Genomic DNA, 17,302 nt, shown 5'->3' with positions numbered 1-17,302 from the left:
AGGCCACACGGGAGAAAAATCACAGGGAACGGGCAATTTCCTGGATTTCATACACCTCGATCTGGTCACCGACCTTGATGTCATTGTAATTTTTCAGCGTCAAACCACACTCGAAACCGGCCTTGACCTCTTTCACATCATCCTTGAAGCGTTTGAGCGAATCGATTTCACCTGACCAGATCACCACATTGTCACGCAACAGATGAACCGGCGAACCGCGGCGGACAAGGCCTTCCGTCACGAAACAGCCGGCGATCGCACCGACGCGACTGACCATGATGACCTGCCTGATTTCGACCAGACCCAGGGCATGTTCGCGTTTTTCCGGGGCCAGCATGCCGGACATGGCCGCTTTCACATCGTCGATCGCGTCGTAAATGATATTGTAATAACGGATATCGACACCGCTCGTTTCCGCCAGATGACGGGCCTGGGCGTCCGCACGGGTATTGAAACCGATAATGACCGCCTTGGAAGCCAGCGCCAGATTGACGTCCGTTTCGGTAATGCCGCCGACGGCAGCATGAACGACCTGAACGCGCACTTCGTCGTTGGACAGTTTCAGAAGCGATGCGGACAACGCTTCCTGCGATCCCTGAACGTCGGTCTTGATAATCAGCGGCAGTGTCTTGACCTCGCCTTCCGCAATCTGGTCGAACATGTTTTCCAGTTTGGCTGCCTGCTGCTTGGCCAGCTTGACATCACGGAACTTGCCCTGACGGAACAGGCCGATTTCGCGAGCCTTGCGTTCATCGTTCAAAACGATAATTTCCTCCCCGGCGGACGGAACACCCGTCAGTCCCTGGATTTCGACCGGAATACTGGGGCCGGCCTCGGTAATGGCCTTGCCGTTTTCATCCAGCATGGCACGGACGCGGCCGTATTCCGGCCCGGCCAGTACGACATCGCCCCGATGCAGTGTTCCCGACTGGACCAGCACAGTCGCCACCGGTCCGCGCCCCTTGTCCAGACGCGCCTCGATCACGATTCCTTTCGCCATGGCATCGACCGGGGCCTTCAGTTCCAGAATTTCGGCCTGCAAGAGCACGTTTTCCAGCAGCGAATCGATACCCTGCCCTGTTTTGGCGGAAACAGGCACAAACGGGGAATCGCCACCGTATTCCTCCGGTACGACCTGTTCGGCAACCAGTTCCTGCGTCACGCGATTGACATTGGCGCCCTGTTTGTCCACCTTGTTGATCGCGACTACGATCGGCACTCCGGCGGCCTTCGCATGGGCGATCGCTTCCTTGGTCTGCGGCATGACACCGTCGTCGGCGGCCACCACCAGAATGACGATATCGGTCGCTTTTGCCCCCCGCGCACGCATGGCCGTAAATGCCTCATGTCCCGGTGTATCAAGGAACGTCACGATACCGCGTTCGGTCCTGACATGATAGGCGCCGATATGTTGCGTGATACCGCCCGCCTCACCGGAAGCGATCTTCGTACGGCGGATGTAATCCAGAAGCGAAGTCTTGCCGTGGTCGACATGGCCCATGACGGTCACGACCGGCGCACGCGGCAACAGCTCGGCATTGTCGTTCTTGCCGATTTCTTCCAGTTGCGATTCAACATCCTGAATCTTGGCGGCAAAAGCACGATGCCCCATTTCCTCGACCAGAATCATGGCCGTTTCCTGATCAAGCACCTGATTGATGGTCACCATCTGACCCAGTTTCATCAGCTGCTTGATCACTTCGGAAGCCTTGACGGCCATCTTGTGAGCCAGTTCGGCAACAGTGATCGTTTCCGGCACATAGACATCATGAACAATAGCCTCTGTGGGCTGATGGAAATTGCTTTCGCGCTCGACGACCGGTGCATGACGGCGTCCTTTCGGCCCGCCCGAATTGCTTCGCCAGCCCCCTTCACGGCCCCCCTGGGAATCACCCCCTCGCGTTTTCAGGCCGGAACCGCGTTTCTTGCCGGATTCTTCCTGCCAGCCAGCCGTTCTGGCCGCTTTCTTGTCGGCAGATGATTTCTTGTCCGGTTTTCCGGAAGAAGATTTCTTGTCCGCCGGTTTGGCTGCGGCCGGCTGCTGTACCGGTTTTGACAGAGTGCCCGTTTTTTTCGCATTGTCCCTGTTTTCAGCCGCGGCCGCCTGAGGTGCTGCCGGTGCAGGCGCCTGCTTGGGCGGCTGTTTGACGACTTTCCGGGTACCGCTCATCATGGCCTTGATCTGGGCGACTTCATCCTCGACAGCCTTGCGCGCACGCTCGGCCTCTTCGGCCCGTTTGATCCGCTGCGCTTCCGCTTCCTTTCTCGCCTTTTCGGCCTGTGCCGCCTCTTCAGCCATTCTTGCCATTTCCGCTTTCTTTGCCGCTTCAGCCGCTGCCTTTTCCTCGGCAGCCAATTGCCGTTTTTCCATTTCTATCCGTTCAGTCTCGCGCTGTTCGGCCTCTTTCCGTTTCAGCGCTTCCACCTCGAGCCGCGCTGCTTCTTCCGCTTTCAGGCGTGCCTGTTTTTCGGCCTCCATTTTCGCCAGTCGGGCCTGTTTTTCGCGCAATTCGGCTTCCTGTCGCGCGATCAGTTCGGCCTGGCGGCGCGCTTCCTCTGCACGCCGCTGTCTTTCGGCTTCGTCGATGACCGGAGGAATCGCTTTTCTCTGTTCTATTTCCGAACGGAGAGCCTGTTCGTCCCGTTTGACAAATGTCCGTTTTTTTCTGACCTCAACCTGGATCGTGCGGGATTTGCCGGTGGCATCAGCCTGCTTGATTTCGCTCGTCTCCTTGCGGGTCAACGAAATTTTACGCTTTTCTCCTGTCGGTACGCCATGTGCACCGCGCAGATAGCTCAGCAGTTTATCCTTGTCTTCCTTGCTCAAGGTGTCGTTGATTGAATTTTTTTCCACACCGGCATCACGCAACTGCTTCAACAGCACGTCGGAAGGCATATTCAGTTCGGCAGCAAATTGGGCTACATTGTTAATCGCCATTCATTCCTCTTTCTTCTAATAGATGCGGCAAATCCGGTAACGGGACGCAAAAAGACCTTATCTGGATTCCATCAGTTTCCAGGCACGGGCCTGCAATTCTTTCGCATCATCATCGTATTTCGCATCGATCAGCTTCATCTCTTCATCCGTCACATCGGCAAACCCGTTTTCCAGCAACTGGCGGGCACGATCGACCGGCAACGCCAGAATGGCCCCGAATTCGTCATAGGCCAGTCCGGCAAAACGTTCCAGCGTCTTGACGCCGGCCAGTCCCAGCTTGCCGGCCACATTGCGGCTCATGCCTTCCAGCCCCGACAGCGCCTCTTCCATGCCGGCCATTCCTTCTTCGGACACGATCGCCTCGGTAATCAGGGCATCGCGGGCACGATGACGGATCTCGTTGACGGTTTCCTCGTCAAACGCCTCGATCTCGAGCATTTCGGCAATCGGTACATAAGCGATTTCTTCCAGCGACGTGAACCCCTCCTCGATCAGAATATCCGCCACTTCCGAATCGACATCGAGTTTTTCCATGAACAGTTTCTGCAACTCGGCTTTTTCCAGTGCCGTCTTGTCGGCAGACTCTTCCGCTGTCATGATATTGATTTTCCAGCCGGTCAATTCGGTCGCCAGACGGACGTTCTGTCCACTTCTGCCGATAGCAATCGCCAGATTTTCCTCATCGACGATGACATCCATCGCATGTTTGTCCTCATCGACCACAATCGAGGTCACATTGGCCGGAGCCAGTGCACCGATCACGAACTGCGCCGGATCTTCCGACCACAAAACGATATCGACCCGTTCACCACCCAATTCACCGGTAACGGCCTGAACACGCGAACCGCGCATGCCGACACAGGTACCGATCGGATCGATCCGCTTGTCGCTGGTATAAACGGCGATCTTGGCGCGAACGCCGGGATCGCGGGCCGCCGATTTGATTTCAAGAAGCCCCTGCTCGATTTCCGGCACTTCCAGCTCGAACAGCCGGACGATGAATTCCGGTGCCGTACGCGACAGGATGACCTGCGGGCCGCGGGCGCCGCGTTCCACGCGCAGGATATAGGCACGCACACGGTCGCCGACCCGGAGATTTTCCTTGGGAATCATCTGGTCGCGCGGCAAGCGCGCTTCCACCTTGCCGGATTCCACGATGGCATCGCCCCGTTCCATCCGTTTGACCGTCCCGGTCACCAGCGAATCGCCGCGATCCAGAAAATCCTGGAGAATCTGTTCACGTTCCGCATCCCGGATACGCTGCAAGACGATCTGCTTCGTATCCTGGGCGAAACGACGCCCCAGATCGACGGACTCGACATGATCCTCGATGTAATCGCCCACTTCGATATCGGGAAACTGCTCTTTCGCCTCGAAATAGAGCATTTCCTGATCCGGCTGCTGCAATCCCGCCTCATCCGGAACGACATGCCACCGGCGGAAAGTTTCGACATCACCGGTCTGGCGGTCGATGGCGACACGGATATCGACATCTCCCGGATAACGTTTCTTCGTGGCAAGTGCCAAAGCATGCTCAAGCGCACCCAGGACAATTTCCTTGCTCACGTTCTTTTCGCGCGCCAGCGCATCAACCAATTGCAGAATTTCGACACTCATGCTTTGCGGCTCCTAAAATTCACCTGCGGCACCAATCGTGCCTTGTCTATGTCAGCGATCGTAAAATGTAAAACCGAATTGTTTTCCCTGTCGTCCCCCTCGAACTCCAGCGCCAGTTCATCCCCTTCGGGCGGCAAAAGAATCCCCTGAAACGACTTCCGGTTTCCCATACCTGTCACCGGCCTGCGCAATCTGACATGCGCTTCCATTCCGGCAAAACGTATGAAGTCCTGCATTTTTTTCAGCGGACGGTCCAGTCCGGGCGACGACACTTCCAGCCTGTCATAATCGACATCTTCGACCATCAGCACATGGGAGAGCTGATGACTGACTTTTTCGCAATCGTCCACCGTAATGTTTCCACGATCAGACCCGTCAGGCAAAAAATCGATATACACACGCAAAATGCCACCGGGTGCCCTCTCCAGATCAACCAGATCGTACCCGCAGCCATTGACCGTCTTTTCAACCAGTTCCTGCAACAAAGTCTGCTCCCGTTCAATTTCCGTTCGGGCCGGCCATCCCGCCGGGGACGGCAAGCCATGCTGTTTGCGGCGGCACCGGGGGCATAATGAAAAAAAAATGGGCTAAAGCCCATATCATGATTTCAACACCCCGTGCCATCCAAAAAAATGGACGAAACCGTAATAAAGCACCAATTATATCTAAAAATCAGCCCATCTGCAATGTAAACGGACAGGAATTCCAATAATATCAACAAGTAAGACTTTCATCGTCTCCGCAAGCCGGCAGAAAACGGTTTTCGTGCCACAACAACCGTCGATTCGTTTCAAATTGACTTATACTTCCGTTTTTCCATACAGGATACCGGCTGCGACAAAAAGCATGTCAACCGATGCGGAAAAAGAGGAAAAAAACAGGCCTTCATGGCAAATAGCGGTTTTAACCCTCCTCAACAGGAAACGGCCGGTTTCGGGTTTACGATAACGGCCATGCAAAACCGGAACCATCGGCCGGCGGCTTGCGGAGACAAACCAGCAAAGATATGGCAGAAAAAAAATCCACCTACAGCGAAGAATCGATCAAGGTACTGAAAGGGCTTGAACCTGTCCGGCAACGTCCCGGCATGTATACGCGTACGGAAAACCCGCTGCATATCGTGACAGAAGTCATCGACAACGCGTCCGACGAGGCCATCGGCGGCTTCTGCAAAAACATCCTGGTGACCCTGGAAACCGACGGCAGCATCAGCGTGGAAGACGACGGGCGCGGCATTCCCGTCGGCATGCATCCGGAAGAAAAAGTACCGACCGTGGAAATCGTTTTCACCCGCCTGCACGCCGGGGGAAAATTCACCAAGGGGAACGACAGTGCCTATGCCTTTTCAGGCGGTCTGCATGGCGTCGGGGTATCGGTAACCAATGCACTCTCGAAACGGATTGAAGTGGACGTCTGGCGAGACAGGAAAGCGCACCACATCGTTTTTGCCGACGGTGATGTTTCGGAACCCCTGACATCGCGTCCGCTCGGGCGGGGCGAGAAAAAATCGGGAACGAAAGTGACCGTCTGGCCCGATGCGAAATACTTCGATTCCCTGACCATTCCGTTGCCGGAACTGAAGCATCTGCTGAAATCCAAGGCCATTCTGCTCCCCGGCGTACATGTCGAACTGAAAAACGCGAAAACGGGCGAAACCGAAACCTGGCAATACCAGGATGGATTGCGGAGTTATCTGGAACAGGCACTCGATCTGCCGGACGGGGAAGAAACCGTCATCCCGCTTTTCGAGGGGGAACATTATGCCGATCGTGAAAACGAGGGATTCGCGGAAGGTGAAGGCGCTGCATGGGTCGTCGCCTGGACGGCGGAAGGTCCACCGGTACGCGAATCGTTCGTCAACCTGATTCCCACTCCGGCAGGCGGAACGCATGAAAGTGGCCTGCGCGACGGTCTCTTCAATGCCGTCAGAAGTTTCGCGGAAATTCATTCCCTGTTGCCCAAAGGCGTCCGTCTTCTGCCCGAAGACGTTTTCGCCCGCGCCTCTTTCGTTTTGTCGGCCAGAGTGCTCGATCCCCAGTTTCAGGGCCAGATCAAGGAACGCCTGAATTCGCGCGACGCTGTCCGGCTCGTCTCCCACTTCGTCCGGCCGGCCTTTGAATTCTGGCTGCACCAGAACGTCGAATACGGCCGCAAACTCGCTGAACTGGTGATCCGGCAAGCCCAGTCGCGCATGCGGCAATTGCAGAAAGTCGAGAAAAAGAAATCGTCGGCCGTCGCCGTTTTGCCCGGCAAGCTGACCGACTGTGAATCACGGGACATCAGCCGCAACGAATTGTTTCTGGTTGAAGGCGATTCGGCAGGCGGTTCGGCCAAAATGGGACGCGACAAGGAATTCCAGGCTATCCTGCCTTTGCGCGGCAAAGTGCTCAATTCCTGGGAAACCGAAAAAGACCGCCTTTTCGCCAATCAGGAAATCCACGACATCGCTGTCGCCATCGGTATCGATCCGCACGGCATGAACGATACTTGCGACCTGTCCGGGCTTCGGTACGGAAAAATATGCATTCTTTCGGATGCCGACGTGGACGGTTCGCATATTCAGGTCTTGCTGCTGACCCTGTTTTTCAGGCACTTCCCGCACCTGATCGAAAACGGCAACATCTACGTGGCCCGTCCGCCGCTTTACCGGATCGACGCGCCGGCGCGCGGCAAAAAACCGGTCCAGAAACTGTATGCCCTGGACGACATGGAACTGTCCGGCATTCTGGACAAACTCAAAAGCGAAGGAGTCCGGGACAATGCGCTGGGTATCTCTCGTTTCAAGGGGCTGGGTGAAATGAATGCCGAACAGCTTTGGGAGACGACACTGAATCCGGATACACGGCGCCTTTTGCCGATTACATTCGGCACATTCACCCGCGATGAGTCGGCCGAACGTTTCCAGATGCTGATGGGCAAGGGAGAAGCGGCCGCCCGCCGGAACTGGATGGAAGAACACGGAAACGAAGCCGAAGCCGATATCTAGCCGAACCCTCAACGAATAAACCGTCATGACGTCACAACCCACACTTTTCGATCAGTTGCCTCCCGAAAACGAACCGGCCGAAACCCTGATGCTCGCCAGTTTCGCCGAAAGGGCCTATCTGGACTACGCCATTTCCGTTGTGAAGGGACGTGCCTTGCCTGACGTCTGCGATGGCCAGAAACCGGTCCAGCGGCGCATTCTGTATGCGATGAATGAATTAAGACTCGCTCCGGACGCCAAACCCCGCAAATCGGCCGCCGTCGTCGGCGACGTACTCGGCAAGCTGCACCCGCATGGAGACCAGTCCGTTTACGATGCACTGGTCCGCATGGCACAGGATTTTTCCATGCGCTATCCACTCATCGACGGGCATGGCAATTTCGGTTCCCGCGATGGAGACGGTGCCGCCGCCATGCGCTATACGGAAGCGCGCCTGACGCCGATCGCGCAACTGCTGCTGGAAGAAATCGGCCAGGGAACCGTGGAATTCCAGGACAATTACGACGGTTCCACGCAGGAACCGAAGCTCTTGCCCGCACGACTTCCGGTTACGCTGTTAAACGGCGCATCGGGCATCGCTGTCGGTCTGGCGACCGAAATACCGTCGCACAACCTGAACGAGGTGGCACAGGCGGCCATTGCGATGATCCGCAATCCGAAACTTTCGCATGCCGAACTGATGGCTATTTTGCCGGGTCCGGATTTTCCCGGTGGCGGGCAGATCATCACGGCACCGCACATCATCTCCGAAATATACAAAAACGGGCGCGGCAGTCTGAAAGTCCGGGCACGCTGGAAAATCGAGGAACTGGCACGCGGACAATGGCAAGCCGTCGTGACCGAACTGCCACCTGGCACATCTTCCCAGAAAGTGCTGGAAGAAATCGAGGAAATAACCAATCCGAAAGTCAAAAACGGCAAGAAAGCACTGTCTCCCGAACAGATCGCGCTTCGCCAGCAGTTTCTCGGCATACTGGACACGATCCGGGATGAAGCCAGCCGCGATGCACCGGTACGTATCGTACTGGAACCGAAGTCCAAACGCATCAATCCCGACGAATTCATGCAGGCACTGCTCGCACACACGTCGCTGGAATGCAATACGCCGGTCAACCTGGTCATGATCGGTATCGACGGCCGACCAGGGCAAAAGGGCCTGTCGGATATCCTGACAGAATGGATCGAATTCCGGTTCGTGACCGTCAGACACCGTACGAACTGGCGACTCGGCAGAGTCGATGACCGGATCCATATTCTGGAAGGACGCGAAACCGTCCTGTTGAATATCGATCAGGTCATCCGCATCATCCGCGAATCCGATGATCCCAAGACCGCCCTGATCGAAATGTTCCATCTGTCCGAACGGCAGGCGGACGACATTCTGGAAATTCGTCTGCGCCAGCTGGCGCGTCTGGAAAAAATCCGGATCGAACAGGAACTGGCCGAACTGCGCAAGGAAAAGGAAACCCTGCACGATCTGCTGGATAACCCCTCCTCAATGAAACGGCTCATCATTCGCGAAATCGAATCCGACCGGAAAAAATACGGCGACAAGCGCCGCACACTGATCGAAGAAGCGGAAAAAGCCATCGCCGAACAGAAAATCACCGATGAACCGGTCACCGTCATCGTGTCGCGAAACGGCTGGATCCGCCAGAGAACAGGACATGGACTCAATCACGCCGGTATATCGTTCAAGTCCGGCGACAGCCTTTTTGGCATATACGAATGCCGCAGCACCGATCTGCTTCTGGCATTTTCCTCGACAGGCCGGATTTACACCGTCCCTGTCCACCAGTTGCCGGCAGGCCGTGGCGACGGCATGCCGATCACGACCTTTGCCGAAACCGGCATCGACGAAACGATTGTCCGGTATTTCGTCGGCACACCGGATACGACCGTTCTGGTCGCCCTGGATTCCGGTTACGGTTTTTCCGCCCGGGTATCGGATATGGCCAGCCGGGTCCGCAACGGCAAATCGTTCATCAACCTCGAACCGGGAGAAACGTTGCTCGATCCGGTCGCCATTTCTCCGGAAGACAAGTGGATTGCCACTCTCTCGGGAAAGGGGCGACTGCTGCTGTTTGGCATCGCCGAACTGCGTGCGCTTTCATCCGGAGGGCACGGTGTTATTCTGATGGCGCTGGAAAACGGAGAAAAACTGAAAGCGGCACGACCTGTCGGCGACAAGGGGTGTCTTGTCGTCTGCACGGCCAGAAACGACAACCGTTATGACGTCCGTATTACCGGCAACATCATGGACTCCCACACCGGCAAGCGTGCCCGCAAGGGCAAGGCGGTAGAATCCCGTTTCACCCCTGTCATGCTCGAAAACATCAAATAAACTGCATTTATTTGTCCGGCCTGACGGCAAATGTGATTCAATACACCCCGCCGTTCGTCAACCGTATCCGCAAAAACCGGCTCACGGAAACAGCGGCTTGGCTTCAGAGAAGGAGCGCACGACTCATTGTGCAGCGTTTACGGTCTTATCCACGATCCGAACTATGCGAAAAGGCGGAAATCATGTAAAACCGGTCAACAGGCTGTCCCGTTCGGGAAACGGAGAAGAAACACATCCCGTTCCTGACTCCAGCCATGAAACCGGTTCATCCGGCGACGACCTTTTCCGCACGAACGGCAATCCTGACAACGACCTGTTCGCAACCGATCACAACGACAGGGACAACCGTTTGTTTTCACCCGATTCCCGACTGGATTACCGGTGTTTTTTCACAGACAATCCCATCGCCCAGCTCATCGCCGACCGTCATGGAAATATCCTGAAAAACAATTCTGCCGCCACTGATCTGCTCGGCCTGTCCGGAAAAAACGCTCTGATGGACAGTCTGCGCGAAAGCGACCGGCCGGCATTTCTGATGTTTCTGGCCCTTCTGGAATCTTCCCGTTCCCTGAAAGTCTGGACGGGTATAACGGAAAAAACCGGGAAGACCATCCGGGTAAAAGGATTTTCCACCGGCAAGATGCGAGGCTGCCTTCACCTGACCATCGAGGACATCACCACAGAAGAAAATCACCGGAAACGGCAGGAAAACCGGATTGGCACACTGGAAAAAGACAGATATTTCTGCCAGCTGGCCATCGAACGCTCAAATATCGGCCTGTGGAGGGCGACCATCGCCAGAGACGCCTCCATGGAAACACTGCGCTTCCACTTTTCCGACAAAAGCGGCGATCTGTTCGGCTTTGTCACTTTCGACGACATTCCCTTCCCTCTTTTCATCAACATCGTGCACCCGGAAAGTGCCGGAAAAATCCGGACGGCGCTGAATTCGGCGATCAACGGAAAAACCGGTTTCGACATTGAAATCCGCATCGACAAGCCCAATGGCGATTTTGCATGGATCAATCTGAAATGCTATCTGATCGAGGAAAATGCCTCCGGTGAAATCGGCTTGACCGGTATCGCCGCCGATATCACCTCGTACAAGACAACGGAGAAGGCACTGGCAATCGCCAGCAACCTGTTTGAAAACAACCGTGACGGAATTTTCATCGCCGATCAGGACAGGCGCATCACTGTCGTCAATCCTCCGTTCACCCGCATGACCGGGCTGACCCAGGAAAAAATCATGGGCAACAAACCCTGGTACCTCCAGACCGGCATCGCCGATTCGACCTGTTACAGCCAGCTGTGCGACGTGATTGTATGCAGCGATCACGAAGAAATGGCGACCTTCGAAAAAAACCGGCAGGAAAAAATCGCACCGACCCACCTCACCATCAAAATCGTCCGAGACATGGATGAGCGAATCATCAGTTATATCGGTATCCTGCTGGATATCAGCCAAAACGACTTTCTGGAAGATCACGCACGTTACATGATCGAACACGACTTTCTGACCGGACTGCCCAACCGTATCCTGCTTCTGGACCGTCTCGGACAGACACTCATGGCCGCCGAGCGCAACCGCCGCAAAGCTGCAGTCATGTTTCTGGATCTGGACCGGTTCAAACATATCAATGATACGCTGGGACACGCGGTAGGCGACCGCCTCCTGCAACAGGTCGCCCAGCGACTGACCCAGTGTGTCCGCAAAAACGATACCGTCAGCCGTCAGGGTGGCGATGAATTCGTTATTCTCTTGAATGATATCGGACATGCTGACGATGTGGCCACTGTCGTCAACAACATCATGCATTCCCTCTCGCAGAACTACCAGATCGAGAATTATGAAATGTCGATCACGCCTTCCATCGGAATCGCCCTCTATCCCGAAGACGGAACAGATATCGACACCCTTTTGAAAAATGCCGATACGGCCATGTACCATGCGAAAGAAAACGGGAGAAACGCCTATCAGTTCTTCAATGCTGAAATGAACCTGCATCTGGTCGAACGGACCCGGCTGGAAAACGACCTTCGCGCCGCACTTGAAAACGACGGCTTCTTTCTGGAATATCAACCGATTATCGACACGAAAAGCGGCCATATGACTGGCGTCGAAGCCTTCTTGCGATGGAAACATCCCGAATTTGGCATCCTGATGCCGTCCCGCTTTTTGGGAGTGGCCGAAGATACCGGATTGATCAGCCCGATCGGGGAATGGGTCATCCGCTCGGCCTGCAAACAGGCCGGAAAATGGCACCATGACGGACATCCCAAAACCGTTTCCGTCAATCTGTCGCCGATTCAGCTGAAACAGAAAAACCTGCTTCCCATCATCCGCAATGCCCTGAAAGAAAACGGACTGGCCCCCGGCGCTCTCGAATTGCAGATCACAGAAGGCAGCATCATGGAAAACATCAGGACCGTTACCGATCTCCTTCATGAACTGCGCGACATGGGTGTCAAAATCGTACTGGACAATTTCGGAAATGGCTGTTCAAGCATCAGTCATCTTAAAAAGGCGCCTATCGAAAAAATCAAGATCGACCCCGTTTTCATCCATGCACTCGGAACCGGCAGCGAAGACGCCGATGTGGCCGGCGCTATTGTCGCCATGGCAAAAAACCTGCGCCTGAAAGTGTCGGCCGGCGGAGTTGAAACGGATGGTCAGGCTCTACTGCTGAAAAAAATCGGCTGTGACGAATATCAGGGATATCTGGTCAGCCCGTCCCTGCCTGCCGGTGAAATCAGCCATTTCTGCGCCCCCGACTGACATGGCAAAACGGACAAACCCTTGTTGCCGGTTTCGCGGATATCCCGTCTCCGCCCTTTTTTCCGGGACTCAGTCGATTTCGGCGATCAGTTCCAGTTCCAGACAGGCACCTGTCGGAATCTGGGCCACGCCGAAAGCCGAACGGGCATGCCGGCCCGCTTCGCCGAACACCTCGACGAGCAACTCCGATGCCCCGTTGGTGACCAGATGATGATCGGTAAAGTCTCCCGTCGAATTGACAAGCGAAAGTACCTTGACAATCCGCCTGACGCGGTTCAAATCACCATCGCAGGCATCCTGCAAGGTCGCCAGCAAGTCGATTGCCGTGTTGCGCGCCGCCTGTTTGCCTTCCTCCACGGAAATATTCCTGCCGAACTGGGCAACCAGCGGCTTGCCGTCCTTTTTGGCGATATGTCCCGACAAATACACCAGATTGCCGGATTTGACATACATAACATAGGCCGCAACCGGTTTTGCCACCGGCGGCAATTCGATATTCATGGCTTTCAGTTTTTCATAAACGGACATCATTCGTTTCCTGTCAGGTTGATACGGCCGGATACCGTTTCCGGCGGATCGCCCCATTATAGCCAAGCACGCCCTGTATTCAAATGTTTTCCTCTTCGTCGAACTCCATTGCCGTCTGAAAACAGCTGCCAACGCCGTTTGTCCGTTACAATGGCATTTTTTTGACCAGGAAAGACGCCATGAGCAACACGGAAAACGATACCTTTGCCGACAATCCGGAAAACCTGCTCAAGGGCCACCTCTACAGGTTGTCGGGCAAAAAACCGGTTCCCTGCTCCTTCGGAGAATACATCACTTTCATGAAATCGGCGGCCAATCGCATTATTGAACAGACACAGGTCGGTGACCTGCTGGTATCGACCATTTTCACGGGGATCGACCATGCGTTCGGAGCAGGAGAAAAACGGCTCTTCGAAACAAAAGTCTTCGGATTGCCCGACGATATCCAGCCACGCTGGCGTTTTGCCACCTGGAACCAGGCGGTCAGGGAACATCGCAGGCTTGTCGCCACACTGGAAAGCAGAGGAAAAGAAGAGCTGGCAGAGGAAATCCGCAAACGACAGGAATAACTCCTGCCCATTGTCCGGTTTTTCCGGGCAGCCTCACCGTCTGAACACCCAGATATTGTCTTTCGACGAAGCGGCATGAAAAGCATAACCGCCGAGATCGAAGGATTTGAGATCTTCTGCATCGGTGATACCGCGTTCGGCCGCATAACGTGTCATCATCCCTCTCGCCTTTTTGGCATACAGTCCCATGACCCTCGGTTTTCCTTGCCTCATTTCCTGGAAAACCGGCGTGATCATCTCCCCATCCAGCGCTTCCCGATCGACTACCCTGGCAAATTCCGCCGATGCCAGATTCACCAGCACTCGACTGTCCGAAGTTTCCAGGGCCCGGTTGAGCGAATCGGTCACCGGTTTTTTCCAGTAATCATAAAGACTTTTTCCCTCCGGCCTGACCGCCGTAGCCTCGAAACTGACGCGATACGGCTGGATCAGGTCAAACGGCTTCAACACGCCATACAGGGCCGACAGAATGCGAAGATGACCGTTCAAATACCCCCATCCCTTTTCCGTCAGCGTCCCCGCATCAAGCGCCCGGTACACATCCCCATCGAATGTCATGACAGCCGGCCGGGCCTTCGGATAAACCACCTGACTGTCCCAATCATTGAAATGCCCCGCTTCCGTCACGGCAATGGTATCCGATGCCTTCAGAATACGCGCCAGTTCATGAGGGGAACAGGCTTTCATGATTTTTGCCACCTTTTCGGCTTTCGACATCCATTCCGGACGACCAAACAGCTTTTTCTGTAACGGATCATCTGTCACGTTTTCCGGAAAACGCTGTCTTTTGGAGGGTGATAAAATTACAAGCATAGTCATATTCCCGTCGATTAACCAACTCTATGAATTCCAAACTGGCTGTTCTGGACACCAATGTCTGTCTGGATCTCTTCGTTTTTCACGATGCCGCCTCTGCCGGCCTGCTGAAAGCCATCCATGAAAAAACCATTATCGCCATTACCCGTGAAGACTGTCGCGAAGAATGGCTCCGTGTTCTCGATTATCCCAAACTCGCTTTAAACGAATCTGAAAAAGCGCAATCCAGACAGGATTTTGACCGCTTTATCCAATTAGTCAATCCGGATAAACGGGATTATCATCTGCTTGCCGTATGCAGCGATAAAGATGACCAGAAATTCATGGAACTCGCTTACGATTCACACGCATCCTATCTCTTTACCAAAGACAGGGCTTTATTAAAACTGGCCAGAAGAAACCGGAAAACCGGACAATTCAGTATTCTGACCCCGTTACAATGGAATACTTGTAGCGAATAAGCCATATTCAGCCCGGCCTTTTCCGGTTCCCTTCAATGAATCAGGCATCGGCTCACATGGGAATACCCGGCTTTAAACAAGAAACATTTCCGATAAATGCGAAATATTAAACAAATAAACATCAATTCATTTATGTACCCTTTATTTATTGAAAACGAAAATATAGAATACGTTTTATCGGGATGCAAAAATATTTCTACTTCTTAAAACCGTCGGAAGACACGGAAACCGGATTTGTTTCTTCTGACTTTTGATCAGGAAAAAATTATGGCGACTTACAAGCAATTACAGGATCAGATAAAACAGCTTCAGCATGAAGCGGAAGAACTCCGCAAAAACGAATTATCCAATGCCATTGCACAAATCAAGATGACCATGGCCGAATACGGCATTACCCTGGCCGATCTCGGTTTTACCAACAAAAAGAAAAACGGCCAAGTCCGTACCCCACTGGCTCCGAAATACCGGAATCCGGTAACGGGTGAAACCTGGTCCGGCCGCGGCAAGGCACCGAAATGGATCGATCCGAACAACAGGGAAAAATTTCTCATCAAATAACGATATTCGAATATCCGGAAAACTTTGGATGATTCCAGAAAACAGACCTGTTTTGACAGGTCTGTTTTTTTATACCATTCTCTTTCACATGGTTTTCTGATATCCGGCTACCGGACACAATCTTGATATTTTCCGAACAATATTTTCAATTTTTCACCCTGTTCCGATTCATTCTCCGTCCCGGATACATTCCTTCACCCATAATGAAAATCTTCTTTACAAACGGACTCCACATATAGCCATTTCATAATCAGCAAATCGCCTGAACATGAAAATCCGGCTGCCTGCTTATACCAGTCTGTTTTACTTCGCGTCAAAACGACCCTCAGGGAAAAATGTCATCATGACGACTCTTTCGGAATCTGTTTCAACGCGCATTGCCCGTCACGCCAAACAGCCCGTGCAAACCATAAAGATAACAGAACCATGAATGAATCCATCCCGGATCAGGAAGTCTCCCATCGTATCTGTTATCGATTATCACCATAAAAAACGTGACCGACCGGAATGCGTATTGCCGGAAATACCGTTAAAAAAGTGAACGGACATTTCAACAACACAACAGATGCCGGAATAATGTCCATGTCAACCTGCAAGAGGTATAGCCAAATGACACAAAAAATCACCAAAGCGGTTTTTCCCGTAGCCGGCCTCGGTACCCGTTTCCTGCCGGCCACCAAGGCCAGCCCCAAGGAAATGCTCCCCATTGTCGACAAACCCCTGATCCAGTATGCCGTGGAAGAAGCGGCAGCAGCCGGAATCACGGAAATGATATTCGTGACCGGACGAAACAAGCGTGCCATTGAAGACCACTTCGACAAAGCCTATGAACTGGAAACGGAACTGTACGCCAAAAACAAGAAAAACCTGCTGGATGTTCTCAAAAGTATCAAACCCGGAAATGTGGAATGCTTTTTCGTCCGTCAGGCTGAAGCGCTGGGACTGGGACATGCCGTATTGTGTGCCGAAAAACTGGTCAGGAAAGAACCGTTCGCCGTGATTCTCGCCGATGATCTGCTCGATGCCGATATCCCCGTCATGCGCCAGATGACCGATCTTTACGAAACCTGTGGACACAGCATTATCGGCGTCGAAAAAATCGATATTTCCAGAAGCCGGGATTACGGCATGGTAGCTGGCAAGAAAGAAGGCCATCTGCTGGCCATCGACCGGATCATCGAGAAACCCGCTCCCGAAAACGCCCCTTCCGATCTGGGCGTTGTCGGCCGTTACATTCTTTCTCCGGCCATTTTCGCTCATCTGAAAAAACTGAAACCCGGCTCTGGCGGTGAATTGCAACTGACCGATGCCATTGCATCGCTTCTGGCAGAAGAAGCCGCATTCGCCTACCGCTTCGACGGAACCCGTTACGACTGTGGCAGCAAATTGGGTTATCTGAAAGCGACCGTCCAGTATGCCCTGAAACACGAGGAAGTCGGTACGGCTTTCAGACAATTTCTGGACAACCGCCCTGAAGACAGCATCCGCAAAAAAACGTTCACCCCGGTACCGTCTCCCGACTATTCCGGAGTAACCGCACTGGCTACCGGCCGCAGACCCCCCTGGAACAGCCGCCCCGTCAACATGGCATGATCACCCCGATACCCGGCGTTTTCCTGAAAAAAGATTCTTTTTACCGGATTTCGAAAAACGAAAAAGAATCTTTTTTTATCTATCCGTTCACAGGACACGATTTCATCTGCCAT

12 protein-coding genes are annotated in these 17,302 nt (G+C 53.8%); 7 read left to right on the top strand and 5 right to left on the bottom strand.

Annotated elements, in window-relative coordinates:
* Positions 1 to 19: 19 nt before the first annotated feature.
* Genes infB through rimP form a run of 3 tightly spaced genes read right to left on the bottom strand, consistent with a single transcriptional unit; the run spans position 20 to position 5,040 of the window.
* The gene (infB, locus tag NB647_RS03980; protein WP_269284271.1) at positions 20 to 2,938 is read right to left on the bottom strand and encodes a translation initiation factor IF-2; all 2,919 of its coding nucleotides are present in this window, start codon (positions 2,936 to 2,938) and stop codon (positions 20 to 22) included.
* A gap of 57 nt (positions 2,939 to 2,995) precedes the next feature.
* Positions 2,996 to 4,555 carry a transcription termination factor NusA gene (gene nusA / locus NB647_RS03975; RefSeq protein ID WP_269265296.1) on the bottom strand — a complete coding sequence of 520 codons (1,560 nt, stop codon included), beginning with the start codon at positions 4,553 to 4,555 and terminating at the stop codon, positions 2,996 to 2,998.
* A complete protein-coding gene (gene rimP / locus NB647_RS03970; protein WP_269265295.1) occupies positions 4,552 to 5,040 on the bottom strand; it encodes a ribosome maturation factor RimP in 489 nt (162 codons plus the stop codon). Before rimP ends, nusA begins: the two co-directional genes overlap by 4 nt.
* 521 nt (positions 5,041 to 5,561) lie before the next feature.
* On the opposite strand from rimP, the gene NB647_RS03965 reads away from it, so the two are divergent.
* The 3 genes from NB647_RS03965 to NB647_RS03955 all read left to right on the top strand — a co-directional run bounded on the left by NB647_RS03965 (position 5,562) and on the right by NB647_RS03955 (position 12,664).
* Positions 5,562 to 7,541 carry a DNA topoisomerase IV subunit B gene (locus tag NB647_RS03965; protein WP_269284269.1) on the top strand — a complete coding sequence of 660 codons (1,980 nt, stop codon included), beginning with the start codon at positions 5,562 to 5,564 and terminating at the stop codon, positions 7,539 to 7,541.
* A 25-nt stretch (positions 7,542 to 7,566) separates the two neighbouring features.
* Positions 7,567 to 9,885, top strand: a complete 2,319-nt coding sequence (gene parC / locus NB647_RS03960; protein ID WP_269284267.1) for a DNA topoisomerase IV subunit A — start codon at positions 7,567 to 7,569, stop codon at positions 9,883 to 9,885.
* A gap of 163 nt (positions 9,886 to 10,048) precedes the next feature.
* Positions 10,049 to 12,664, top strand: coding sequence for a bifunctional diguanylate cyclase/phosphodiesterase (locus NB647_RS03955; RefSeq protein ID WP_269284266.1), 2,616 nt, complete (start codon positions 10,049 to 10,051; stop codon positions 12,662 to 12,664).
* A 69-nt stretch (positions 12,665 to 12,733) separates the two neighbouring features.
* Here the strand turns inward: NB647_RS03955 and NB647_RS03950 are convergent, their stop codons facing one another.
* Entirely contained in the window at positions 12,734 to 13,192 is a 459-nt protein-coding gene (locus NB647_RS03950; protein WP_269265808.1) for a RidA family protein, read from the bottom strand.
* A gap of 179 nt (positions 13,193 to 13,371) precedes the next feature.
* On the opposite strand from NB647_RS03950, the gene NB647_RS03945 reads away from it, so the two are divergent.
* Positions 13,372 to 13,761: a hypothetical protein gene (locus NB647_RS03945; RefSeq protein WP_269284263.1), complete on the top strand. Its 390-nt coding sequence runs from the start codon at positions 13,372 to 13,374 to the stop codon at positions 13,759 to 13,761.
* A 33-nt stretch (positions 13,762 to 13,794) separates the two neighbouring features.
* On the opposite strand, the gene NB647_RS03940 is transcribed toward NB647_RS03945, so the two are convergent.
* On the bottom strand, positions 13,795 to 14,574 hold the full coding sequence (locus NB647_RS03940; protein WP_269284261.1) for a YaaA family protein: 780 nt from the start codon (positions 14,572 to 14,574) through the stop codon (positions 13,795 to 13,797).
* Positions 14,575 to 14,603: 29 nt separating this feature from the next.
* On the opposite strand from NB647_RS03940, the gene NB647_RS03935 reads away from it, so the two are divergent.
* From NB647_RS03935 to galU, 3 genes are all read left to right on the top strand, one after another.
* The gene (locus tag NB647_RS03935; protein WP_269265288.1) at positions 14,604 to 15,038 is read left to right on the top strand and encodes a putative toxin-antitoxin system toxin component, PIN family; all 435 of its coding nucleotides are present in this window, start codon (positions 14,604 to 14,606) and stop codon (positions 15,036 to 15,038) included.
* 267 nt (positions 15,039 to 15,305) lie between these two features.
* Positions 15,306 to 15,596, top strand: a complete 291-nt coding sequence (locus NB647_RS03930; protein WP_269284260.1) for an H-NS histone family protein — start codon at positions 15,306 to 15,308, stop codon at positions 15,594 to 15,596.
* A 609-nt stretch (positions 15,597 to 16,205) separates the two neighbouring features.
* Positions 16,206 to 17,189, top strand: coding sequence for a UTP--glucose-1-phosphate uridylyltransferase GalU (galU, locus tag NB647_RS03925; protein WP_269284258.1), 984 nt, complete (start codon positions 16,206 to 16,208; stop codon positions 17,187 to 17,189).
* Positions 17,190 to 17,302: the final 113 nt, after the last annotated feature.

Origin of the sequence: Oxalobacter aliiformigenes (assembly GCF_027116575.1) — a bacterium.
In the GTDB taxonomy this organism is placed as follows: Bacteria; Pseudomonadota; Gammaproteobacteria; order Burkholderiales; family Burkholderiaceae_D; genus Oxalobacter; species Oxalobacter aliiformigenes.
The sequence above is the reverse complement of the archived record's forward strand: the minus strand, read 5'-3'. Positions and strand labels throughout refer to the sequence as shown.